Origin of the sequence: Bacillus sp. XT-4 (genome assembly GCF_050864245.1) — a bacterium.
In the GTDB taxonomy this organism is placed as follows: domain Bacteria; phylum Bacillota; class Bacilli; order Bacillales; family Bacillaceae; genus Bacillus; species Bacillus altitudinis.
In genome coordinates this window covers 181,658-204,708 of record NZ_JBPAFI010000001.1, presented here as the reverse complement: position 1 = coordinate 204,708, position 23,051 = coordinate 181,658, and the positions used below count along the sequence as shown (strand labels likewise).

Sequence of the window (23,051 nt, the reverse complement as noted above, 5' to 3'; positions counted from 1 at the left end):
ATCCATTCCTCCCAAATTTTAGTCGTCGTTACTGTCATTGTAAACGTTTTATCATGAAAAAGAAAGTCTCAACTCAATGACCAAATTGAATGACTGAAAATTCATTATATGCTAGAATAGCAGTATGATAACTTATGGAAGGAATTAGATATCATGAAAATGTGGATGAGAAAAACGCTTGTTGCACTCTTTACGATTGCGACTTTTGGTTTAATCTCTCCTCCATCGGCTTTGATGACAGACAAGCCATCTGAACTTTCTTCATCTGATAAAGCACCTTATACAGCAGTTTATGATACATCAGATGATACGCGCAGCTGGGAATTATCGCAAGAAGACAACAAAGAGCGGGTAGACCCCTTTGAGCAATATAAGCAAGAGGTTCTATCAAGTGCAGAAAACCAATCCTTTCTCAAATTTGGTCGTAAAATCACACCTGTCATTGAGGACGAGTATAGAGAAGAGATTCAACCAAAAATTGAACAAGTGTTAACTGACTTTTTAACAAATTTCAAAGATGACGAAAAATTTCAAGATGTTGTTTTAACTGATCAACCTTCAAGCGGAAATGGGGAAAAAATCTTCCACATTTATAATAGAAAGACTGGAGAAGATTTGCTTCGTTTTCATGTCAGGAAAGATCAGCCGCCTCACAGCGGATATTGGTTTAATTTTCACTACCATACAGCAGAAGATGGATTCCAGACGCATCATGAACTCGGTAATATTTACTGGGATAAAAACACCCCGCCGAGCTGGATGAGCCACTAGAAGGAGATGTCATGCCAATTGAAAAAGTATACAATGAACGAAATGGTTCGCATTACAAAACAGATGTTAAACGAGCGTGGAGTGAAAATAGAAGATATTGCACACATTGTGCTGAAACTCCAAGAGAAATACAACCCAAATCTTCCACTTAGTGTCTGCATTGAAAATGTTGAAAAAGTGCTGAATAAAAGGGAAATTGTCCACGCAGTTTTGACAGGACTTGCTCTTGATCAGCTGGCAGAAAAAAAGCTTTTGCCAGAACCTTTGCAGCATTTAGTTGAAACAGATGAACCGCTATATGGAATTGATGAGATTATTCCGCTTTCCATTGTCAATGTATATGGATCAATCGGTTTGACCAACTTCGGTTATCTAGACAAAGAGAAATTTGGTATTATTAGAGAATTAGATGAAGGTCGTCCTGGTGAAGTACACACCTTCCTTGATGACCTTGTCGCTGCGCTTGCCGCAGCAGCAGCAAGCCGCATAGCTCACTCTCACCAAGATATTAAGGACGAAGAGCAGGATCGAGTGAATCAAGCATAAAAAGAAAAACATGTCTGCTCATCATGCAGACATGTTTTTTTGGTTTCAATTGGTTTCAACAAAAGCAGAAATAAGGTAAACTACAACAAGAACATAAATAAAGGATGAAAAAAATGAAACAATACAAAGAGTTATGCCGTCATGTATTACAGCACGGGGATGAAAAAGGTGACAGAACAGGAACAGGCACTATCAGCACGTTCGGTTACCAAATGAGATTTGATTTACAGGAAGGGTTTCCTTTATTAACAACAAAGAAATTACACCTGAAATCAATCATTCATGAGTTACTGTGGTTTTTAAAAGGTGATACAAATGTCAAATATCTTCAAGAAAATGGTGTCCGTATTTGGAATGAATGGGCAGATGAAAATGGAGAGCTAGGGCGTGTGTATGGTGCGCAGTGGAGATCATGGGCGAGTGGAGACGGAGAGACAGTAGATCAGATCAGCAAGCTGATCCATGATATTGAGAATCATCCTAATTCGAGAAGATTGATTGTCAGTGCGTGGAATCCAGGAGAAATTGATCAGATGGCGCTGCCTCCTTGTCATTGCTTGTTTCAATTTTACATATCAAACGGTAAATTATCGTGCCAGCTCTATCAACGTTCGGCAGATATCTTTTTAGGTGTGCCTTTTAATATTGCTTCGTATGCACTACTAACGATGATGATTGCCAAAGTGACAAACCTTGAGCCAGGAGAGTTTATTCATACGCTAGGAGATGCTCATATTTATCAAAATCATCTTCCGCAGGTCAAAATGCAATTAGAGCGTGAGGAGCGCACACTTCCGCAGCTTCGCATCACTAGAGATGTCAAAAGTATTTTTGATTTTACGTTTGATGATTTTGTGCTTGAGAACTATGATCCACATCCGCATATTAAAGGAGAAGTCAGTGTATGATTTCCATGATAGTGGCGACAGGAAAAGACAGAGTCATTGGCAAAGATAATCAAATGCCTTGGCATTTACCCGCTGATTTAGCGTATTTTAAAAAAGTCACAAGTGGCCATACCATTGTCATGGGCAGAAAAACGTTTGAATCAATTGGACGAGCACTGCCTAACCGCCGGAATATCGTGTTGACCACAAGTTCTTCTTTTCAAGCTGAAGGATGCGAGGTAGTCCATTCAATCGATGATATTTTAACCATTGCGAAGACCGAGGAAGAATTATTGATCATTGGCGGGTCTAAGCTGTATGAGGAAATGATGCCATACGCAGATCGTCTATATATCACGCACATTCATCATTCATTTGAAGGCGACCGTTTCTTCCCTTATTACGATGAAGATCATTGGACGGTTGTATCACGTGAAAAAGGCCATCGTGACGAAAAGAACCCCTACAATTATGAATTTGTCGTCTATGACAGAAAAGAAGGATAAGTGAGTAGGAGGAGTACGGTTGTTTCGTTATTGGTTTTTAACGATTTATGTTGTTGTATCCTTTTTTAAAAGTATAAGGCATTTGTATGATCATGAATTAACGGATCCACGCATTTCCTATACGAAACGAATGCATCTCATCCATGAGCATGCAAAAAGGTTTGCCAGAGGGTGTATTGATCAATCAGGATCGGTCATGACCATTCATCAGCAAAAAAAGCTGCCAGATGGTCCTGTTATTTATGTCACAGAAGCACATCATCCAGTGACGACGACATTGCTGATTGGTCACTTAGAGAAGCCATTTGCTTTTATGGCAAAACCGCATCTGTTTCGCTATCCCATCTTAAAACAATGGTTGAAGAAGATGGCGGTGATCAAGCAGAATCAATCTGATGAGGCGTTAATAGAAGAAGCAAGAGAAAGAGTTCTATCTGGCCAGAGTCTGTTGCTTTCTGAACAGTATCGTGTCATGGCAGAAACGCTTGCTGAAGAATGTAACTGCTCACTTGTTCCGGTTGAAACAAGCGGTACAGAACGTCTTTTAACAGGGAAGATCGTCAAAAGACTTCGTCCAGTTAATGTCGATATCCATATAAAAGCACCGGTCAAGATGAGTGATTACGCACAAAAGCGCGCATAGAAAAAACCAGCATCCACATTCGGATGCTGGTTTTTTAATCATGCTGGGATGTTGACGCAATAAAATAGAATGCAGAAGAACATGGATGCACTTCCACCGAGAACAAAGCTGTGCCAAATCGCATGATGATAGGGAATTTTCCGCCAAATATAAAAGATCGTTCCGACTGAATACAAAATACCGCCTAATAGTAAGAGGCTGAATCCAGCTCCTGTTAATTGAATGTACAGAGGTTTAATTGCGATGATAATCATCCAGCCCATTAATAAATAAACAAGGGTAGATACAATGATAAACCGTTTGACGAAAAAGATTTTAAAAACGATACCGCCTGCAGCAAGTGCCCATACGATTGCAAGAAGAGTATAGCCAAGTGCGCCTTTTAATGGGCCAAGCAAAAATGGCGTATATGTACCAGCAATCAATACATAAATCGCAGAGTGGTCAAGGATTTCAAATATATCTTTTGTTTTTTTGTGCCGAATGCTATGAAGCAAAGTAGAGCTTAAATAAAGCAGCAGCATCGACGCGCCAAATATCGAAAAGCTAATAATGTCAGTGACAGTGCCGTATTGAACAGCGAATAAAACGAGAAAAACAATGGCGGGAATGGATAAAATGACGCCAATGCCATGTGTAATTGCGTTGGCAATTTCTTCTTTTACAGTAAACAATGGATGTCCTCCTTTATTGAACCGGTATATAACCATCAAGCGACTTCAGAAATGAGAGACCTTCAAGTGTAATCTTCGTTCCAGCTCTGCCTTTCCCTTTCGTCACATAGGCTTTTTTCTCAAGATCATCTAATCGACTCCTGACTTGCTGAGGGGTCAGCGGGATGTCGCCTTGTTTGCTTAACTCAGACAAGATACGTCTGCTGGCTGCTTCTCCTTTTTCATTTAGAGACTTAATGGCTTCGAGTAAGAAAACAAATTCTTGTTTCTCCATAAGCGTGAGCTGGTGTTCTTCTTTTTTTCCTTTACCAGCTGTTTGTTGTGGTAATAATACAAAAGGTGGCAAGTGATGCAAGAAAACTGTTTGCCCTTCGAGAATTGCAGCTGCATAATGAACGATATTTTTGAGCTCCTGGACATTCCCTTCAAACGAATATTGCTGTAAGACTTCCCACACACTTGAGTCGATGTCAGGCGTCATGTTCAGTTCCTGAAAGAAAGCAGCGGTTAAAATAGGAATATCTGTTTTTCGATCTTCTAAGGGCGGGAGAGGGATATGAAGCACATTGAGCCGATAAAACAGCTCAGGTAAAAAACTGGATGAAACGCTCATCGCCTCTAATGATAAAGACGAAGAAGCAATGATTTTTGTTGCAGGAGAAACTTCGAGAAAACGAATGACCTGATGCTGCATAGGAATACTGAATGCGCTGACTTCGTCTAAATAAAGCACATGATTTGCCGCATGAGTAAATGCTTCCTGCAAAGTTACTTCATCTACAATGGGGCAGTAGATATGTTTCATCGAAGCCTGCGCAGCAAATGAATGGGCCATTTCTTGTGCAAAGCGTGATTTGCCTGTTCCAATTTCACCTGTGATCAACACAGGCTGATCGTTTTTCGTGAATTGTTTTGCCAAATGAATGGCGTGTTTTATATCTTGGTGTTCTCCATATATATTAGCAAACGGATGTGTGGTCATCGAGCGATTCCTTTCTTTTGGTTCTAATTGGTTTTATTATAACACCCAATTAGAACAAATGTATAGAAAAACGAAAAAGTTCATGAAATTTATCTCCGATCCATGATCTATTGGTTTATTTTTTGAATATTCATGTTATAATGACAAATTAAATAAGGTTAAAGAGAAAGGATCTTGTACATGAAACCGTTGCTCAAAGAAAACACGCTAATTCAAGTGAAAGACATCTTAAAAGCCCATCAAAATTTGAAGGATGTAGTGATTCATACTCCACTTCAAAAAAATGAGCGACTTTCTGAACGATATGAATGTAATGTCTACTTAAAAAGAGAGGACCTGCAGGTTGTTCGTTCTTTTAAATTAAGAGGCGCTTTTAATAAAATGAGCCAGTTGCCAAAAGAAAAACTAGAAAACGGCATTGTTTGTGCCAGTGCAGGAAATCACGCACAAGGCGTTGCCTATTCTTGCAAATATTTAGGTATCCACGGAAAAATTTTTATGCCTGCTACCACACCAAGGCAAAAAGTATCTCAAGTGGAGCTTTTCGGAAAAGAATATGTTGACATTATCTTAACCGGAGATACCTTTGATGATTCGTATCATGAAGCAGTCAAATGTGGAGATAAGGAAAAGCGGGAATTTATTCATCCATTTGATGATTTAGATGTCATGGCAGGACAAGGAACAACTGCTGTAGAAATATTAAATGATATCGAAGTGGAGCCTCACTTTTTATTTGCAAGTGTTGGGGGCGGAGGTTTGTTATCTGGCGTTGGCACGTATATGAAAAATATCGCACCAGAAACAGAAATTATTGCAGTCGAGCCGCTTGGTGCCGCCTCACTTCATGCTTCCCACGAGAAAGGGGAGGTTGTCACACTTGATTCAATAGATAAGTTTGTAGATGGAGCAGCGGTTCAGCGGATTGGCGAAAAGACGTTTACATCGCTTCAGTCTGTTGTCGATAAGATTAGTCTTGTACCAGAAGGAAAAGTATGTACAACCATTTTAGAGCTGTATAATCAATGTGCCATTGTAGCTGAGCCAGCGGGTGCGTTACCGATCGCGGCTTTAGATGCACATCGTGAGGAGATTAAAGGGAAAAATGTCGTTTGTATTGTCAGCGGAGGCAATAATGACATTGGCCGGATGCAAGAAATCAAGGAACGCTCCATGATTTATGAAGGACTCCAGCATTATTTCATCGTTAATTTTCCGCAAAGAGCAGGTGCTCTCAGGGAATTTTTGGATGAAGTGTTAGGGCCAAATGATGATATCTCACGCTTTGAATATACGAAAAAGAATAACCGAAGCAAAGGACCTGCGCTTGTTGGGATCGAATTGAAAGAAAGAGATGACTATGCAGCGCTGATTGACCGAATGAATAAAAAAGGCTTCCACTATGTTGAAGTGAATAAAGATCAAGATTTATTCCACCTATTTATTTAGGCTTAACAGATAATTGGAAAAGAGGATTGATCGTTTGTGCTGCTCAAAACAATATGTTTTAGACGGATGGATGGAGCTCAGATCAAGGTAACAGAAGTCCCTGTTTTAAAGGGAGATGAATCCTATGGTTTCATGCTCACCTTTAGACTTGAAGCTTTCTTGAAAAAAGTCTATGTATCTAAGGGAAAGAGGCATGTGTACTCTTTCAGGGAGGATGTGAAACGTAACGTCAAGTGGAGCACATATGAACAGATCTACCAAGAGCCTACACTAAAACACAATGCGTAAATTGGAATCTTTGCCAAAGAGAGTGAGCGGCCATTTTCAAATGGGGGCTACTCATCTTGGCAAGGATTTTTTACATGAAAAGAAGAAAATGTGACAATTTCAAAAACGTTCTGACAGTTGTTTTCAAGTATGCACGAAATAAGGTAATATCATATGTAAAGACTAAGACAGCAAGGATGAGACGATAGTGAAACAAATTAAAATTGTAACAGATTCAACTGTGGACCTTCCGCAAGAAAAAATCAATGATCTTTCCATTCATGTCATTCCGCTCAATATCTCCATTTCTGGGGTTGATTATATTGACCGAGTGAACATACAGCCAGATGAATTTATTGAAAAAATGGAGGCCGCTGAGGAACTGCCGAAAACGTCTCAACCTGCGATCGGTCAATTCGTCGAATTATATGAAAAACTGACGGCAGATGGAAGCGAAGTCATTAGTATCCATTTAACTGGTGGGATGAGTGGTACGGTTCAAACTGCTGAAAGCGCTTCTAAAATGGTAGACGGGAATATCACTGTCATTGATTCGAATTTTATTTCCTATGGTTTAGGGTTTCAAGTCACCAAAGCAGCAGAGCTTGCAAAAAAAGGGGCAAGCCGTGATGACATCCTCAAAGAAATGGACAAAATTCGTCTTAAAACAAAGCTATTTGTCACAATCGATACATTAGAAAATCTCGTGAAAGGTGGACGAATTGGAAGAGGAAAGGCGCTGATCGGTTCACTTCTTCATATTAAACCAATTGCCAGCTTAACAGACGGCATATACACACCAGAAGCGAATGTGAGAAGTTACTCCGCTCTTGTCCGCTATTTGACAAAACAGTATGTACAGGCGGTGAAAGGGAAAACCGTTCAGGCCATTGGGATTGCACATGCAGACGCATTAGAACTTGCAGAAAAGCTTAAAGCAGCACTGCTTGATCACACACCTGATGCACTAGTTGACATCGCTTATACAACACCGATTATTTCCTGTCATACTGGTAAGGGCGCTATAGGCTTTACTTTTTATACCGATTGATTGAAAAGGGGATGTAATGGTCATGTATACAAAAAGGGGAGCCTTATTTGGTGCGCTTACGATTATAAGCGTGCTTCTTTTAGTCTCATGTTCAAATGGACAAATCAAGGATGCATTAAATTATCAAATCCAGCCGTTTGAGTATCAAAACCAGGATGGTCAAAAGGTGACTCTTGACGATTTAAAGGGGAAAGTCTGGGTGGCAGATTTTATTTTCACAAGCTGTGAAACGATTTGCCCGCCGATGACCGCACATATGACAGAGCTACAAAAACGGTTAAAAGAAGAAAAATTGGATGCGCACATCATTTCATTTAGCGTCGATCCAGAGGTGGATTCACCGAAAAAGCTAAAGGAATTTGCAAAAGCATATCCATTATCCTTTAAAAATTGGGATTTTCTCACTGGTTACTCGCAGTCAGCGATTGAAAAATTTGCAATGAAAAGCTTTAAGACGATTGTGAAAAAACCTGAAGACGAAGACCAAGTGATACATCAATCTCTGTTTTTCCTCGTTGATCAAGAAGGAAAAGTGATGAAAAACTATGATGGTGTTCAAAATACGCCATATGATGAAATCATCAAGGACATCAAAACACTGAATCGAAGCTAGCATAAGGATGTTCAAATGAGCGAAAACATGATACACTTTTTTAATCAGAAAAAGGAGGGACATCATCGTTTGAAGGCTCGTTTGATTTTGATTGTGATGTCTCTAGCTTTTGTTCTTTCTGCATGTTCCGCGCAAGAGGCTGGCATAAAGGATAAACTAGAAGACACACAAAACGTAAAAGAACATATTACGATCGCAGCGGTTGGAGATTCCTTAACAGAAGGAATCGGAGATCAAAATAAAAAAGGGTATGCAGGCATCACCCGTGACAAGATAGAAGCGGTGGACGGCGTACAGTCTGTTACATTAAAAAACTATGCCATTAAAGGCAGTAGAACGGTAGATTTATTAAAAAGATTAAAAGAAAAAAAAGTGCAGGATGGACTGAAAGACGCTGATTATATTTTCTTTACGATCGGCGGAAATGACTTAATGCATGTCGTCCGTCAAAATGTGCTCAACTTGACATTTGCTCCTTTTCAAAAAGAGCAAGGTCCTTTTGAAGAGCGTTTTAAGACCATTCTTGCTCAATTAAGAGAGCATAATGACCATGCAAAGATCATGTATGTCAGTATGTACAATCCTTTTAAGTTCAGCTTGTCTGAGCTGAGAGATATTGATGAGGTCGTAAAAGACTGGAATGCTGCTGCCGAAAAAGAACTAAAAAAAGACGGCAATGCTGATATGATCGATGTAGCAGATTTATTTGAAGATGATAAAGATGAAAAATTACTGGCAGATGATGATTTCCACCCAAACCAAAAGGGGTACTCTCTTATGGCAAATCGTTTATTCTCAGAAGTGAAAAAAGAAGGACTGCCGAAGGAATAGGGTGAAAAGATGAAAAAATGGAAGAGTTTATTTTTTATTTTACTGTCAATTAATCTATTGATTGTTCTTGTTTGCGGTATTTTTATGCTGCTGCCGAGCGATCAATCCGCTTCGAAAAAAGAAGTGAACAGCGAGTATGCTTTTAACATTTCTAGTTCAAAAGAATCACTCACTAGCTTTGTCAATGATTATTTGAAAAATCAAGGATCAAGCGATATGCCAGACTTTCATGTTGCGATTGACCAAGATGTGAAAGTAACAGGTGCAATCAAAGCTTTTTCTTCAACGATTAATGCAAATGTATCATTTACACCAACTGTTGAAGATAACGGGGATGTTTTGCTGAAAGTAGATGACTTTTCAATTGGGCAATTAAGCATCCCAATCAGTTTTGTTTTAAGCTACATGGGTCAATTCTATGAACTGCCTGATTTCGTTCATGTGAAACCAGACCAAAAAACGGTGGAAGTGCGCCTTTCAGAAATGCCGCTGACGAATGATATGTATGTCAAAGCGAACAAAATTGATCTTGAGAATGATGAAATTGAATTCTCATATTATCATCCAAAGCAATAGAACGTGTAAGTCAGGAGTGAAACGATGAAGCGAGTCTATCAATATTTTAGTTTACTGTCGCTCTTATTTGCTGCATACTTTGGCATGACAGCTGCCTCTCATTTAAAAGCAGAAAATATCGACCAGTTTTACTTAAATATCGCCTATTGTGCATTATTTTTAGGTACCATGATTCTTGCTTTTGATTTTCAAAAACAAGAAAAAGCTGAAGATGTCTCGTAAATAGCCTTTTCCATTTGGGAAGGCTATTTGTCTTCTTTTCAGCGTGATTGAAAATCTTTGCATTCTAGGAAGGACGAGTACTGGCGCAGAGTGAATGTGGCATTCGTGAGAACCGGCACGCAGGACTGACACCGAATGCGAGGCTTTGTCTACACGCTGAGAGCCTTTTCCATTTGGAAAGGCTCTTTTTACATTTGGTGAGACAAGACGACTTTTGCCATTAGCTCTGGCTCTCCGTTTGCAAATCCATGAAGTAAAATAAGATAGGCCCGCTTTGTTTGCAGGTGAACTTTCGGAATATCTAGCAGTACACTTTGAGTACCGGCAGCTTTTAATTCAAAGTGATACTTATTCGGAGAGAAGTGGTGGGTTTGGGTGCCGTTTACATATCCGAGCTCCTTTGATAACATGCCTTGATCTCGTTCATATATATCAATGAAAGGGAGGTCTGGTGACAGCTGGATAAACGTGAGTGCTGATAGCTCATCTTGCTTAATCAGCGAGTCTTGCTTTTCTGTGAGCAACGCAAAGCCGGTACGAGCTCCTGTGATACATAGCGTGTAAGTCTCGTTTCCATTAATCATCATACGAGAAGAAAGAATTTTTTCTTTTGTAGCCAGCTTGAATACTTCTATCTCATAAACACCCTCATCCCATTCCATATAAGCAGACAGCTGACCGTATGGTAGCTTTTTTTGGATTGGCTGTTGATTTACAAATACAGCAAGCTCACTTAAATCCGGTGCAGCGTGAAATAATCGAATAACAGCTTTGGAAATGGTGTTTCTCGGATGGTATGGGGGGAAGGTAGCTAATGGACGATATAGAAATTGATTCATCTCGTAGAGCTGCTGCACGTCTTTATCCCTTCTTTCTCTACAATGTGTTTTTTGTAGCGTATGCAAGAAAGGGACGATCTGTATAGGCAAAAGAAACATAGAAAAAAGCCTGACAAAAAGTGTCAGGCTCTCGTATTAAGAAGGAGATGAATATTGATGATATTCAGCCAGCTTAATGAACGTTTTTTCATCCTCAATTAATCCGCAAACGCCGCACTGGACTTTGATTTTCGGTCCTTGATAGTTCATGTGAAAAGGAGAAAGCTGATCTCCTTCATATGTTTCGACAATAGCTCCAGTTGCTGGATCAAGTTTCACAGGTTCTGAATGCTGCTCGATGAGGTTAAAACGCGTTCTGTTGGTTTTGCAGTTCGGACAAAGATATGGACTTGTCATGGTTCATTCCACCTTTTTATCCGTAGCATGTCCTCCACGCTAAAATCTATGCTTAATCCTTTTGACTTTTATCCAGCTTTTTAAATAACTTGATCATCGTTTTCAGTTCTTCATCATCAAATGATTCAAATCGTTCCATGAAGTATTCTGTTTTCTTTTTCTCAAAATGCTCAGTAATTTCCTTACCCTTATCGGTTAAGTGGATTTTGATGATGCGTCGATCCTCTTTTGAACGGATACGAGTGATCCAGCCTTTTTCTACAAGCGTGTCGGTTACAGCTGTAATATGGCTTGCTGATACACCGAGAATTGAGGCGAATTCCGTTACTTTTTTTGCGCCTTGTTCACGCAGCAGATTTAAAATGAGAAATTCATTCCGAGATAATTCGTTTTCAAGCAAGCTGTTAATTTCATAACGTATTTGCTTAAATACGGTTCTCAGTAAAGTATCCATTTCATACATCATTTGTTTTCTTTGTTCCAATCATTAAACCCCCATTATATTTTAAGATACGACAGAATGCTTTCATTTGTTTTTAGGTATACAAGTCGTATCATTTTCATTATTTTTTATCATGTTATAATATGATGATACCATTTTTTAAATGAAGGGGGCACTAATATGTCTGAAAAACAAGAATTAGCCACATTTGCTGGAGGCTGTTTCTGGTGTATGGTTAAACCTTTTGATGAACAGCCAGGCATTATCAAAGTTGAATCAGGGTATACTGGCGGACATACAGTGAATCCAACCTATGAGGAAGTATGTACAAATACAACAGGCCATAGAGAAGCCGTTCAAATTACCTTTGATCCAGACGTTTTTCCGTATGAGAAGCTATTAGAACTATATTGGCAGCAAATAGACCCAACAGATGATGGAGGACAATTTGGTGATAGAGGAGAGTCCTACCGTACAGGGATTTATGTCCACAATGAAAAACAAAGGCAACTTGCAGAAACATCAAAAGAGCAGCTGAGCCAAAGTGGAATTTTCCAAAAGCCAATCGTGACAGAAATTTTAGAGGCTAGTCCTTTTTATCCTGCTGAGGAATATCATCAGCATTATTATAAAAAGAACAAAATGCACTACGAACGATACCATGTCGGTTCGGGCAGAGCAGGTTTTATTCAATCTCATTGGAGTGATAAATAATGGCTAACGAAAAAGAGCAGCGCATCAAAGAATTAAACCGAATGCAGTACGAAGTGACGCAAAATAATGGAACTGAGCCGCCATTTCAAAATGAATTTTGGGACCATAAGGAAGAGGGCATTTATGTAGATATCATTTCAGGCAAACCATTGTTTTCTTCTTTAGATAAATTTGATGCCCATTGCGGCTGGCCAAGTTTTACAAAACCGATTGAAGATCAAGAGGTAGAAGAGAAAGTAGATACGAGCCATGGCATGGTGCGGACAGAAGTTCGCAGTAAGACGGCCGACTCTCACCTTGGTCATGTATTCCCAGACGGCCCAGGGCCAAACGGTCTTCGGTATTGTATTAATTCTGCCGCTTTAAAGTTTATCCCGAAGGATGATCTTGAAAAAGAAGGCTATGGTCATTTGAAACACATCTTTCAATAATTGATTTAAAAATCGTCACATGGAAGTCAGCTGCTTCCGTGTGACGATTTTTTTATTTTTTATGGTGTGTATGATGTAATTGTTCAATGATGTGAAACAGCTTCTCTTTTGTAATGAGCGGTGCTTCGTTTGATGTGTAATGGGTCAAATGGACTTTTTGAAAATGAGGGTGAAGATGTGGTCTTGGTAAAATGGCATAAAATTGTTCATGTTCAAACAGTGCATCTGCCTCGTGAGGGAATGTGAGTTCCTCGTGAAGTTTTTCTCCAGGTCTTTTTCCGACAACAAGAATATCAGGAGAAGGAACGTTGATCTGACCGGCATATTCATGAAATGCTTTCAATAGATCAGCCAGCTGTAATGACTCCATCTTGAGAATGAATGTTTCGCCGCCTTTCATCATGATAGCTGCTTCAAGCGTGAGAGATACAGCTTCTTCGATAGACATAAAAAAGCGTGTCATCTTAGGATCAGTTACAGTTAGAGGTTGTTCATTTAACAACTGTTGAAGCATGATGGGGATGACGGAACCTCTTGATCCAAGCACATTGCCAAACCGGACAGAGCAAAACCTCGTTTTCTGATTTGAAATACTTTCATTCGCTTGAAAAAACAATTTTTCTGAAATTAATTTTGTAGCTCCCATGGCATTTGTCGGAGAAACCGCTTTGTCGGTTGAAATGTTGACAACATGACTGACTTCATGTTCAAGTGCTGCTTCGATGACATGCTGTCCGCCGATGATGTTGGTTTGGACAGCTTCAAACGGATTATCTTCGCAGGTGGGTACTTGTTTGAGTGCAGCTGCATGGAAGATGATATCTACCCCTTTGACAAGCTGCCTGACGCGGCTGGCATCCCTCACATCTCCAAGTGCAAATACAACCTCTGGATGCGCCGCATATTCATTTTTCATCATGTATTGTTTACTGTCATCTTTACTGAAGACAATGACCTTTTTAGGAGAGCAGGCTGTTAATTTTTTCACAATCTGCCGGCCAATCGAACCCGTACCGCCTGTGACCAAGATGATTTTGTCACGAAAAAAGGTCTTCAAACTCGTTTCTATTTGTTTGGACATATCTAATCCCCCAACTCTCATTTCTCTACTTTGCATCATATGTGAAAGAGAGGAAGACGTTTGAGGAAAAGAACCACTTCATGCATAAATTAGGTGAACCAATTATAACCATCTGCTTGACGACTTAATAGAATATGTAGAGATAGAAGATTAAGTAGAATAGCGAGGCACCTGAAGACTTCAGTACGGCGATCAGTTCAGCTCTCAGAATGTATTCACTGATACTGAGCTGCGCGAGGGGAGAAGATCATACATGTATAGGGGAAATCGTATTTTAGCCATGATCCCAGCTTTTAGCAGCAAGCAGGGGCATCATGCTGAACACATTCGCGTATTGGCGGAGCGGCCGCTAATCTATTGGACCATTCAGCCATTATTACAAATGATTGAATTAGATGAAGTCATCGTATCTTCAGAGGATGTGAATACTCAAATCATTTCGTCCCACTATGGAGCAAATGTGATTGAACTGCCAAGCACACATGTGACAGAACAAACACCTTCTTTAGTAGCTGTGAAGCATGCGCTTGCTTATTTAGAACGAGAGGGAAAGACGTTTGATATTGTTTTGTATTTGCATCCAGCATCACCACTAAGGCAGACGGCAGATATTGAGAACTGCTTGCAGCTTCTAGTAGAGGGGGGATATGATTGTGCGGCTTCTTTTACAGAGGCGTTAGAAAATCCAAATGAAACTTGGACACTTCATGACACCAATGAAGCCAGCCTGTATAAGGACAATCATTATTTTTTTGTACCAACTCAGGAGCACCCTTATACGTATGGACGTTTAAATGGAGCTGTCTATGCGTTTCATGTTCCATATGCAAAAGAATGCATTCATTCCTTTTTAGAAGGATCTGTTGGTGCATATATGATGGATCATGCGCAATCGCTTGTTGTGAAAAGTGAGGAAGATCGGAAAAAGGCAGAGAAGATTTTATTGGCTCGACAAGATGCAGAAGGAACGGCATAAGATGATGGCAATTAGAAAAAGCGCCCGGTCATAGGGCGCTTTTGACTATTTCATAAAGTCTGTATGGCAGCGTATCAAATGTGTTCCAGCGAATGACTTGCTCGTAATTGTTCTCTGCAACCGATTGTCTTTGCTGAGGGTTTGTTACATAGTGCTCGACCTGCTCAATCAAATCGTTTCCATGTGTGTAAAAAGCGAAGCTTGAAAATGCCTGTGACGGTTGTAGATCTGTCAACTGAAAGCCTCCGCTTGCAGCGATATCAAATGCTCTGTTGTTGAGACTCATATTTTGAACATTGGCTTTGTTTTGATTATAGGCAAATTGCGCGGGCCTGTGCGGATTCAGAACAATGGCTGATGTTTGATAGATGTCTGCCATCTGCTCGGGACTCAGCCAGCGGGTCATCAGTGAGAGATCGCGATATCGTCTGCGTGATTTATTCAACACGCGATGCCACTCTTTTCCTGCTACGAGAATGCGCCATTTGTTTTGATGTAAGAGTGTATCGATGGCTTTGAGGCGGTTTGGATAAGGGTAGCCAATGAGTGCAATGTCATAGATGCACGACTCATGTGGTGATTCTTTTTTCTGAAATACGTGTGTATTGGTTGGAATGGGAAAGTAGTGCGTGTGATCAGCGCCCATTTGTTTGTAAAATGACAAAGCACCTTCGTCAATCGTTAAGATCAGCTGTGCATCACTTACACATGCAGCTGACACATCTATATAAAAAGGGTCTTCTGTCATCCACAGTACAACGGGGATCTTTTCTTGTTTGAATTGATGAAGCAGTTCTGTTGGAATATGATCACCGATCATCATGAAAACAAAATCCGGAGAAAATGTCCGGATTTTGTGCATATGAGCGGGTAGAGTTTCCCTTTCCACCTTGACGCATGAAAAGGGGGAATCAATGAAGCTATCTTCTATCCATTGATCGAACATCCGATAGATTCCACCGTAGCCAGAGCTGATATAAAGAAGCTTCATGATGGCCCTCTCACATTAAGATGTGAACGTAACACTTTCTACTTTATCTACATCTAATAGAGTCGTTGCAGAGCCTGTAGGTGTCACAGAGCTTTCTTGTGTGACGAAAACAACACCTGTTGAAGCATCGAATGATACGAATTGAACGGGTCCGATTAAGTCACCTGAGTCCATGACAATGCTAATGACTGTTCCAGGTGCAAGTCTTGCGAAAATCCATCTTGCTGGTTGAGATACGTCGAGTGTTGTAGCAGAATCTGAAGGTGATGCTTCAGCAGCTACCTCACTAAATAAATCGTTCAATTTTTCTTCCACTTGAACTCCTCCTTCTTCGAGATTAACTGTTAACGCATGACTAAGCGGTTTGAAAAACAGCTTTAATAGCTCTTTTTTTAATTCGGCACGCTTTTCGCTCATGTTTTCCCCATCCTTTCTTCATCCATTCAAACACACCACTATGTATATGCCGTTCTCTTTTTTTGGTATAAGCAGAATGCTCATTCCTTGTTCTTTTTTTCATTTAATGACTTCACACATTTTTGAAAAATGTTTTCAAATGCTGATGCTAAATGAAGTGATCCTCATACTCTAGTAAAGATCAAACGAGAAGAAAGAGGGAATCTGAATGGAATTTGAACAACTATTAAATGGCTGGAACGAAGAATTACTAGAAACAGAAGGAATACTTGAAGTTGTGTTGATTATACTTCTTCTTCATCTTTTAGAGGAAAGTGAGGAAGGGAGTGCGTCAGAGATTAAAGAATTGCTGCGCCCGTGGCTTGAGCTCGGCATTCCGCTGCCGCGTGTTCATTTAGTCAATGGAGATGTGCTGCAAAACGTGGTTGTCGTACAATTGTTTGACTCAGTAGCAGTCTTTAAAAATGCGACAAATCAGCTAAGAGTAAGTGTTCCTTATGTGAACATTGTCAGCTGGGGGGCTTTTTAATCTATTTAAAAAAGGATAATGGTCATGAAAGTATCAGTGATATTAACAAGCTACAACAAACCTGATTTCATTGAACGTGTGTTAAAGAGTGTGGTAGAACAAACGTATCAGCATTGGGAGCTTTTGATCATGGATGATGGCTCTGAACAAGAAACGATCCAAAAGATGCAGCCTTATTTAGTGGATAAGCGCATTCAATTGTATTCTCATCAAATTTATCCTGCAAACCGGCTGAAGACTGTACGTTATGCAACGCTAATTAATGAAGCATTAACACTTATAACAGGTGAGCTGGTTTGTTATGTAACTGATGATACAGTCTACAGAAAAGATCGTTTAGAGAAAATGGTCGAGGTTTTTCAATCGAAGCCTCACATAGATATCGTCTATTCCTCGCAGCGTGTCGTGCATGTGAATCAGCATTTGGTGGAAACGGCGAGCTTCGTTCGAGAAGCAGATCAAGTGTTGGAGCATGCATCCTTTCAAGTCGACCATTGCTCTGTTATGCATAGAAGCCGGCTGCTTTCGCTTATTCATGAAAAATACGGACAATACTGGGCCGACGAACCAAAACATTGGCATCATGCTGACTCTGTGTTTTGGATGAGACTGAATCATTTTGCTGCGTTCTATCCATTACAAGAAGTACTAGATACCACATATAAAACGCCACAATCATTCCATCATATGTTTGCGAGTATGCCCTACGATTTAATTGACGGAACTGTGATTGAAAGAGATGGCGCTTATTATCAAATCGCTCACGGATGTCTTCATCTAATTGACAAGCGCTGGGTGAATGAAAAGAACAGGCGTGCGATTCGTGTTCCTTCCTTATGTACGATGAAATATGAAATGAACGAGCCGCTGACAGTTCCGAATTATACAGTCGTCACTGCAGATAACGGAAGAACATTTTATTATATTGAACATCAGACAAAAAGAAGGTTTGCTTCAAGACGTGATGTGCAATATTTTCAGTTTCATCAAAAGGAGATTTACACGGTCACAAAACAGCAGCTGGAGACGTTTGAGGAAGGCAGCATCATTCAAGTATCTCCTATATTCAGCCCGCCAAATAGACGGCTGTTTAAATGGAAACAAGATGTCTATTTATTTGTGCATGATACCTTTTGCCGAATTGTCCCTGAGGTAGTGAAAATATTTGCGTTTTACCATCAGCCAATCAAACTACAACCTTCTCAATTTGCATTTTTTCAAGAAGGAAAGCCAATTGTGCCGCTGTATATGGAGTCACTTCAGGAATTTGACTTGTCTCTTTATCAGATGTCAGGACGAAAGCACTCCTCCTAAGAGGGGTGCTTTTTTTAGAATAGATGAAAAAAGCAGGAGATCGACAGGAAAAAGCGAATCGTGAAAAGGATAGGGGAACACGTTGAACATCATCAAGCCGCTGAAAATTGGGCAATACAGTGCCGAATTTTCGGCATAGAGAGTGAGGGGGAAATAGTGGGGAAGGTTGTCGAAAGAGCGGATTGGTTTGAATTAATTTTAGAAGCCATCGATGAAGCGATTCACGTTGTAGACGATCAAGGGGTTACCATCTTTTATAATCATAATGCAGCGAAGTTCGACTGTTTAGCGAAAGAAGAGGTGATTGGCAAGTACATACTGGATGTGTATCCTTCATTAACTGAAAAGACAAGTACACTCATGCATGTACTTAGAACAGGAAAACCCATTTATCATTCGTTGCAAACCTATTTGAATAAAAATGGAGAAAAAATTGAGACCGTCAACACCACACTGCCCATTATGGAAGGCAGCAAGTTAATTGGGGCGGTAGAAGTAGCGAAGGATGTGTCGAAGCTGTCGGCGCTTTCGAATCGTTTAGATCAAAAAAAACGAACGGATGGTGCCGCAGAGACCACTCAAATGCTCGATTTTTCTTCATTTTTAACAAATGATCCACACTTAAAAGAGATGCTGGAGAAAGCGAAAAAAGCTGCTGCATATCCTTCATCGGTTATGGTCTTCGGGGAAACTGGGACAGGAAAAGAGGTACTCGTACAAGCGATTGTTCATGCATCTGATCGGAAGGATCAAGTCTTTATCCCGCAAAACTGCGCTGCTCTTCCAGAATCGCTGCTTGAAAGTCTTTTATTCGGGTCTGTCAAAGGAAGTTATACGGGCGCAATAGATCGCAAGGGGTTGTTTGAGTTAGCAGATGGCGGTACGCTTTTTCTTGATGAGCTGCAAGCGATGCCGCTTACGCTTCAAACAAAATTACTGCGTGTGTTAGAGGATGGTGTTGTCCGCCGGATAGGTGATGCAAAGGCGGTTCAAGTAAATGTCAGAGTGATTACTGCCCTCAATATCGACCCATTTGAAGCCGTTAAAAAACAAATGTTAAGAGAAGACTTATTTTATAGACTGCATGTGTCATCATTTCATATCCCGCCGCTTCGCACAAGGAAGCATGATATCCAGCTGTTATCCCGCCACTTTATTCAAACGTATCATCAGCAATTTTCTAAAAACGTCAACCGCCTTTCTGAAGAAACTGTCCAAGTATTTATGGCCCATCAGTGGCCAGGGAATGTCAGAGAATTAAAACATACGATCGAGCATGCCGTCTTGATGATGCCAAAGGAAGCAGAAGAAATCACCCCAGCATATCTTCCTGCCCATTTGCGGACGCATCAGATAGAAAGTCATCCGCCAGAGTCCTCATTAAAAAGTCAAGTGACGTCATTTGAACAAACGCTGATTCAAGAAGCTTTAAGACAGCACGCAGGGAATATTAAGCAAACAGCAGCCGCTTTAAAAATTCCTCGACAAACATTGCAGTATAAACTAAAAAAATATATAGATGCCAAAAAGTAGGCACTTCAAACAGGTGAATGTGACGGAAAAGCTCCTTTTCTAAAGAATAGGGGCATTTTCCCATGTTGGCACATAACTTGCATAGTATAAAGTGAATGCTGATAGGGGGAATGGATATGAATCAAAAACTGTATCAACCTGCGCGACATTGGAAGGACATTGAACTTTGGAAGGACGTACCCGAGGAAAAGTGGAACGACTGGATTTGGCAGCTGACGCATACGGTCAAAACGCTTGAAGATTTAGAAAAAGTCGTGAACTTAACAGAAGAGGAAAAAGAAGGGGTGAAGATTTCCACGAAAACCATTCCACTCAACATAACACCCTACTATGCCTCACTGATGAATCCAGACGATCCAAGATGCCCAATTCGTATGCAGTCTGTACCAATTGCAGAGGAGCTTCATAAAACAAAATATGACCTCGAAGATCCGCTCCATGAAGATGAGGATTCACCTGTTCCAGGTTTAACGCACCGCTACCCAGATCGTGTGCTGTTTCTTGTCACAAATCAGTGCTCCATGTACTGCCGCTATTGTACGAGAAGGCGCTTTTCCGGTCAGATCGGGATGGGTGTGCCGAAAAAGCAATTAGATGCCGCCATTGGATATATTAGAGAAACCCCTGAAGTGCGGGATGTGTTAATTTCAGGCGGTGACGGGCTGTTAATTAATGATCAAGTGCTTGAATACATTTTGAAAAACTTACGAGACATTCCTCACGTTGAAATCATTCGAATTGGAACACGTGCCCCGGTCGTGTTTCCGCAGCGAATTACAGATGAATTGTGTGAGATTTTAAAAAAATATCATCCTGTTTGGCTGAACACTCACTTTAATACAAGCATTGAAATCACAAAAGAAGCAAAAGAAGCGTGTGAGCGACTTGTCAATGCTGGCGTCCCTGTTGGTAATCAGGCGGTGATCCTAGCAGGAATTAACGACAGTGTGCCAATTATGAAGAAGCTGATGCATGATCTCGTCATGATTCGCGTCAGACCTTATTATATTTATCAATGTGATTTATCTGAGGGGATCGGCCACTTTAGAACACCGGTTTCAAAAGGCCTTGAAATCATTGAAGGCTTAAGAGGACATACGAGTGGTTATGCCGTGCCAAGCTTTGTTGTAGATGCGCCAGGCGGCGGAGGTAAGATCACCTTACAGCCAAATTATTTATTATCTCAAAGCCCTGAGAAAGTGGTCCTGCGTAACTTTGAAGGTGTGATCACCTCTTATCCGGAGCCAGAACATTACGTCGCAGGCCAAGCAGATGCGTATTTTAATGAAATCTATGAAGAAAAGAAAGAACCCGCCATTGGCATAACTGCTCTATTTGAAGATGAAGCAAGATCCTTTACGCCTGAAAATTTAAGCCGAATGAAACGAAGAGAGTCTTATGAAACGAATCCTGAACATGATACGCTCAAAAACAAACGTGAAAAACGAGATGAATTAAAAGAGAAGAAATATCAAGCCCAGCTCAAAAAAGAACAAACCGTAAAGGAGGAGAAATAACGTTGCTGACATGTGATTGGTGTGAGGAGAAGAAAGCGAACGCAGGACAGACCACAGTCTATTGGGAACTCATCACGGGCACACAATCGATTGAGATTTTGGAAACGCCTTCGATTTCTTGCACGCATTGCGGGATGACGTATCAGAAGGATGAGACAGTAAAAGAGATAGAAGATCAATTAATTTTAGTCGATCAAACAAAACTTCCAGAAAAAATCTTATATGAAGAATTAATGAGCATGGAGCGGTTATTAAAGCGTAATTACTTTGATTTTTCTTCATGAGTTGTACCTCCGCCTATACAAGTCATCAAATTCCTGTATAATATAACAACAAAATAGAGTGTCGCGGAGGGAAAAACAGGTGAAGTCGTTTTACCATTATTTAATGAAGTACAGACATCCAAAACCGAAGGATGACATCAGTCATTTTGCAAATGCTGCTTATGAAGATCACAGCTTTCCTAAAGCATCCACTGATTATCATGAGCTATGTGCCTATTTAGAGTTAAATGGGGACTATTTAAGCTCCATGACGACATTTGATGAGGCTTTTGAGCAATACGAAGTAGAAGTCAAAAAAAAATAACACACACAACCGCTTGTTCCGTATGGAAGAAGCGGTTTTTTCATGAAGAAATAAAATGGCGTTTTGCATGGTGTGGTTGCCCATGCAGAATTCCTTGCGCCGGCATACGATACGTTAAGACCAAAAGTCGGGCAAGGGGGAGACAGAATGAAGGCGAAAGCACCAAAATATAAAGTAGGGGATATTGTCGTCGTTGTCATGTACGGCACAGTTGGAACGATAACAAAAGTCCATCAAATTGACCAACATTATCTATATGAGGTCAATCATAATGAGGTGCTTTATTTTGAAACATCACTCCAGCTTTACGATGAATACGACGGGGTGATTGTAGATACAGAAAAGCTGGACATTGAATATGAGTTCCTCATTGGCGATGTTGTATATGTAAAGGATTACGGGAAAGAGCTATTTAAAATCATTGGCCATCGGACTGAGATATGGCGCTACCTTGAAGATGGCTGGGAAGATGTCATTTATGAACTGACAAGGTTAAAAGACGGAGAATGGCTGGAAACAGAAGAAGAAGACTTGACGCTTGTCCTAAGAAAATATGAGATGGATCAGTTTGTTCATCAGCTTCTTTTTGTGCATTACGTTGGAGAAACCTCAAAAGAAATAGAGGAAGATATGGTGCAAACCGCTCTATTACAGTTAGAAGAGAAACAAGAAAGCGAAGCATCACTAGAATTTCTCGCTGTATCTATAGTGGATGAGCTTCTTGATATTTACAATGATTATAAAATTCTCTATGAATTTTTCAAAGACCCAGAATATAAGGATATGATGGACTTTATTTTGGAAAGTTTAAACGAGCATTTTGGTTAAAAGAAGACTTGTCCTAACACGAATAAAAAGTAAGGAACACAGAAAAAAGCAATCACATAAAACCATCCCCTCAAGATACGGCCCATCACCTGATCAAAAGTATGTCCATCTAAAATGCTTAACCATTTCATTGCCTCATGCCCCTTTTCTTTTCGTTTACTGCATTTATATGTATGGAATGAGCCATTATGACAAACTGTAATAAAAATAAGGCAGCGTTCATACATCATAAAAAAGGAGGCGGAAAGCAATGAAAGAAGCAGATTTGGTGATTGATACAGAGGAAATTGCAGAATTCTTCTACACGGAGCTGGTCAAAAGAGGGTACATACCATCTGAGCTGGAAACGTTTGAGCTTGCCGATATTACATTTGAATATATGCTGAGGAAAGCAATGATAGTTGAAGAAGAGGCGCGGTAGGCACTATACTTTGAAG

The 23,051-nt window shown here is 40.3% G+C and carries 32 protein-coding genes; 23 read left to right on the top strand and 9 right to left on the bottom strand.

Annotated elements, in window-relative coordinates:
• Positions 1-153 precede the first annotated feature (153 nt).
• The 5 genes from ACRRMM_RS01020 to ACRRMM_RS01000 all read left to right on the top strand — a co-directional run bounded on the left by ACRRMM_RS01020 (position 154) and on the right by ACRRMM_RS01000 (position 3,353).
• Complete coding sequence (locus ACRRMM_RS01020) at positions 154-771, top strand: YpjP family protein (RefSeq protein WP_428828411.1); 618 nt, start codon at positions 154-156, stop codon at positions 769-771.
• 18 nt (positions 772-789) lie between these two features.
• Positions 790-1,317, top strand: a complete 528-nt coding sequence (locus tag ACRRMM_RS01015) for a phosphatidylglycerophosphatase A family protein (RefSeq protein ID WP_008346387.1) — start codon at positions 790-792, stop codon at positions 1,315-1,317.
• Between the two features lie 113 nt (positions 1,318-1,430).
• Positions 1,431-2,225, top strand: coding sequence for a thymidylate synthase (locus tag ACRRMM_RS01010; RefSeq protein WP_428828410.1), 795 nt, complete (start codon positions 1,431-1,433; stop codon positions 2,223-2,225).
• Positions 2,222-2,710, top strand: a complete 489-nt coding sequence (gene folA, locus ACRRMM_RS01005; protein ID WP_017359700.1) for a type 3 dihydrofolate reductase — start codon at positions 2,222-2,224, stop codon at positions 2,708-2,710. The genes ACRRMM_RS01010 and folA overlap by 4 nt, the downstream gene beginning before the upstream one ends.
• A gap of 19 nt (positions 2,711-2,729) precedes the next feature.
• Positions 2,730-3,353, top strand: a complete 624-nt coding sequence (locus ACRRMM_RS01000) for a lysophospholipid acyltransferase family protein (protein WP_428828409.1) — start codon at positions 2,730-2,732, stop codon at positions 3,351-3,353.
• 38 nt (positions 3,354-3,391) lie between these two features.
• On the opposite strand, the gene trhA is transcribed toward ACRRMM_RS01000, so the two are convergent.
• Together trhA and ACRRMM_RS00990 are read right to left on the bottom strand one after the other, a co-directional pair.
• Positions 3,392-4,027: a PAQR family membrane homeostasis protein TrhA gene (gene trhA, locus ACRRMM_RS00995; protein WP_025207512.1), complete on the bottom strand. Its 636-nt coding sequence runs from the start codon at positions 4,025-4,027 to the stop codon at positions 3,392-3,394.
• A gap of 13 nt (positions 4,028-4,040) precedes the next feature.
• Positions 4,041-5,009, bottom strand: coding sequence for a sigma 54-interacting transcriptional regulator (locus ACRRMM_RS00990; protein ID WP_058214050.1), 969 nt, complete (start codon positions 5,007-5,009; stop codon positions 4,041-4,043).
• Positions 5,010-5,189: 180 nt separating this feature from the next.
• On the opposite strand from ACRRMM_RS00990, the gene ilvA reads away from it, so the two are divergent.
• The 7 genes from ilvA (at position 5,190) to ypmT (ending at position 10,018) form a co-directional block, all read left to right on the top strand.
• The gene (gene ilvA, locus ACRRMM_RS00985; protein WP_008346398.1) at positions 5,190-6,458 is read left to right on the top strand and encodes a threonine ammonia-lyase IlvA; all 1,269 of its coding nucleotides are present in this window, start codon (positions 5,190-5,192) and stop codon (positions 6,456-6,458) included.
• A 36-nt stretch (positions 6,459-6,494) separates the two neighbouring features.
• Positions 6,495-6,746, top strand: a complete 252-nt coding sequence (locus tag ACRRMM_RS00980) for a YpmP family protein (protein ID WP_008346400.1) — start codon at positions 6,495-6,497, stop codon at positions 6,744-6,746.
• 187 nt (positions 6,747-6,933) lie between these two features.
• Entirely contained in the window at positions 6,934-7,776 is an 843-nt protein-coding gene (locus ACRRMM_RS00975; protein WP_017359697.1) for a DegV family protein, read from the top strand.
• A 22-nt stretch (positions 7,777-7,798) separates the two neighbouring features.
• Complete coding sequence (locus tag ACRRMM_RS00970) at positions 7,799-8,389, top strand: SCO family protein (RefSeq protein WP_186365185.1); 591 nt, start codon at positions 7,799-7,801, stop codon at positions 8,387-8,389.
• Between the two features lie 69 nt (positions 8,390-8,458).
• Complete coding sequence (locus ACRRMM_RS00965; protein ID WP_017359696.1) at positions 8,459-9,220, top strand: SGNH/GDSL hydrolase family protein; 762 nt, start codon at positions 8,459-8,461, stop codon at positions 9,218-9,220.
• Between the two features lie 9 nt (positions 9,221-9,229).
• Positions 9,230-9,796: a YpmS family protein gene (locus ACRRMM_RS00960; RefSeq protein ID WP_007500787.1), complete on the top strand. Its 567-nt coding sequence runs from the start codon at positions 9,230-9,232 to the stop codon at positions 9,794-9,796.
• A 24-nt stretch (positions 9,797-9,820) separates the two neighbouring features.
• On the top strand, positions 9,821-10,018 hold the full coding sequence (ypmT, locus tag ACRRMM_RS00955; RefSeq protein ID WP_008346409.1) for a protein YpmT: 198 nt from the start codon (positions 9,821-9,823) through the stop codon (positions 10,016-10,018).
• Between the two features lie 188 nt (positions 10,019-10,206).
• Here the strand turns inward: ypmT and ACRRMM_RS00950 are convergent, their stop codons facing one another.
• The 3 genes from ACRRMM_RS00950 to ACRRMM_RS00940 all read right to left on the bottom strand — a co-directional run bounded on the left by ACRRMM_RS00950 (position 10,207) and on the right by ACRRMM_RS00940 (position 11,737).
• Positions 10,207-10,875: a DUF4397 domain-containing protein gene (locus tag ACRRMM_RS00950; RefSeq protein ID WP_039963952.1), complete on the bottom strand. Its 669-nt coding sequence runs from the start codon at positions 10,873-10,875 to the stop codon at positions 10,207-10,209.
• Between the two features lie 117 nt (positions 10,876-10,992).
• Positions 10,993-11,253 carry a hypothetical protein gene (locus ACRRMM_RS00945; protein WP_008346413.1) on the bottom strand — a complete coding sequence of 87 codons (261 nt, stop codon included), beginning with the start codon at positions 11,251-11,253 and terminating at the stop codon, positions 10,993-10,995.
• A gap of 52 nt (positions 11,254-11,305) precedes the next feature.
• Positions 11,306-11,737 (bottom strand): MarR family transcriptional regulator, encoded by a 432-nt coding sequence (locus ACRRMM_RS00940; protein ID WP_007500780.1) that lies wholly within the window; start codon positions 11,735-11,737, stop codon positions 11,306-11,308.
• Positions 11,738-11,875: 138 nt separating this feature from the next.
• Between ACRRMM_RS00940 and msrA the strand changes: the two genes are divergently transcribed.
• Positions 11,876-12,409 carry a peptide-methionine (S)-S-oxide reductase MsrA gene (gene msrA / locus ACRRMM_RS00935; RefSeq protein WP_035391726.1) on the top strand — a complete coding sequence of 178 codons (534 nt, stop codon included), beginning with the start codon at positions 11,876-11,878 and terminating at the stop codon, positions 12,407-12,409.
• Positions 12,409-12,840 carry a peptide-methionine (R)-S-oxide reductase MsrB gene (gene msrB, locus ACRRMM_RS00930; RefSeq protein WP_007500777.1) on the top strand — a complete coding sequence of 144 codons (432 nt, stop codon included), beginning with the start codon at positions 12,409-12,411 and terminating at the stop codon, positions 12,838-12,840. Before msrA ends, msrB begins: the two co-directional genes overlap by 1 nt.
• Before the next feature lie 52 nt (positions 12,841-12,892).
• Here msrB and ACRRMM_RS00925 read toward each other — a convergent pair whose 3' ends face one another.
• Complete coding sequence (locus ACRRMM_RS00925) at positions 12,893-13,921, bottom strand: SDR family NAD(P)-dependent oxidoreductase (RefSeq protein ID WP_017359692.1); 1,029 nt, start codon at positions 13,919-13,921, stop codon at positions 12,893-12,895.
• A gap of 253 nt (positions 13,922-14,174) precedes the next feature.
• Here ACRRMM_RS00925 and ACRRMM_RS00920 point away from each other — a divergent pair, with 253 nt between their 5' ends.
• Positions 14,175-14,897 carry a cytidylyltransferase domain-containing protein gene (locus ACRRMM_RS00920; protein ID WP_017367462.1) on the top strand — a complete coding sequence of 241 codons (723 nt, stop codon included), beginning with the start codon at positions 14,175-14,177 and terminating at the stop codon, positions 14,895-14,897.
• A gap of 28 nt (positions 14,898-14,925) precedes the next feature.
• On the opposite strand, the gene ACRRMM_RS00915 is transcribed toward ACRRMM_RS00920, so the two are convergent.
• Both ACRRMM_RS00915 and ACRRMM_RS00910 read right to left on the bottom strand, forming a co-directional pair.
• Positions 14,926-15,720 carry a CgeB family protein gene (locus tag ACRRMM_RS00915; RefSeq protein WP_428828408.1) on the bottom strand — a complete coding sequence of 265 codons (795 nt, stop codon included), beginning with the start codon at positions 15,718-15,720 and terminating at the stop codon, positions 14,926-14,928.
• Between the two features lie 183 nt (positions 15,721-15,903).
• Positions 15,904-16,305, bottom strand: coding sequence for a hypothetical protein (locus tag ACRRMM_RS00910; RefSeq protein WP_007500770.1), 402 nt, complete (start codon positions 16,303-16,305; stop codon positions 15,904-15,906).
• 208 nt (positions 16,306-16,513) lie between these two features.
• Between ACRRMM_RS00910 and cgeC the strand changes: the two genes are divergently transcribed.
• From cgeC to ACRRMM_RS00875, 7 genes are all read left to right on the top strand, one after another.
• The gene (gene cgeC / locus ACRRMM_RS00905; RefSeq protein ID WP_007500768.1) at positions 16,514-16,834 is read left to right on the top strand and encodes a spore maturation protein CgeC; all 321 of its coding nucleotides are present in this window, start codon (positions 16,514-16,516) and stop codon (positions 16,832-16,834) included.
• Positions 16,835-16,852: 18 nt separating this feature from the next.
• Positions 16,853-18,148, top strand: a complete 1,296-nt coding sequence (locus tag ACRRMM_RS00900) for a glycosyltransferase family 2 protein (RefSeq protein WP_048002262.1) — start codon at positions 16,853-16,855, stop codon at positions 18,146-18,148.
• Positions 18,149-18,304: 156 nt separating this feature from the next.
• Positions 18,305-19,681, top strand: coding sequence for a sigma-54 interaction domain-containing protein (locus tag ACRRMM_RS00895; protein ID WP_428828407.1), 1,377 nt, complete (start codon positions 18,305-18,307; stop codon positions 19,679-19,681).
• A gap of 116 nt (positions 19,682-19,797) precedes the next feature.
• Positions 19,798-21,198: a lysine 2,3-aminomutase gene (ablA, locus tag ACRRMM_RS00890; protein WP_008346434.1), complete on the top strand. Its 1,401-nt coding sequence runs from the start codon at positions 19,798-19,800 to the stop codon at positions 21,196-21,198.
• Between the two features lie 2 nt (positions 21,199-21,200).
• Entirely contained in the window at positions 21,201-21,482 is a 282-nt protein-coding gene (locus ACRRMM_RS00885) for a YokU family protein (protein ID WP_008346437.1), read from the top strand.
• Positions 21,483-21,561: 79 nt separating this feature from the next.
• Entirely contained in the window at positions 21,562-21,786 is a 225-nt protein-coding gene (locus tag ACRRMM_RS00880; protein ID WP_008346438.1) for a YozE family protein, read from the top strand.
• Positions 21,787-21,933: 147 nt separating this feature from the next.
• Positions 21,934-22,614 carry a hypothetical protein gene (locus ACRRMM_RS00875; protein WP_008346441.1) on the top strand — a complete coding sequence of 227 codons (681 nt, stop codon included), beginning with the start codon at positions 21,934-21,936 and terminating at the stop codon, positions 22,612-22,614.
• Here the strand turns inward: ACRRMM_RS00875 and ACRRMM_RS00870 are convergent.
• On the bottom strand, positions 22,611-22,745 hold the full coding sequence (locus ACRRMM_RS00870) for a hypothetical protein (RefSeq protein WP_017359686.1): 135 nt from the start codon (positions 22,743-22,745) through the stop codon (positions 22,611-22,613). The two genes, ACRRMM_RS00875 and ACRRMM_RS00870, sit on opposite strands and share 4 nt — an antisense overlap.
• A gap of 119 nt (positions 22,746-22,864) precedes the next feature.
• On the opposite strand from ACRRMM_RS00870, the gene ACRRMM_RS00865 reads away from it, so the two are divergent.
• Positions 22,865-23,035 (top strand): YozD family protein, encoded by a 171-nt coding sequence (locus tag ACRRMM_RS00865; RefSeq protein WP_008346445.1) that lies wholly within the window; start codon positions 22,865-22,867, stop codon positions 23,033-23,035.
• The last annotated feature ends 16 nt before the right edge of the window (positions 23,036-23,051 follow it).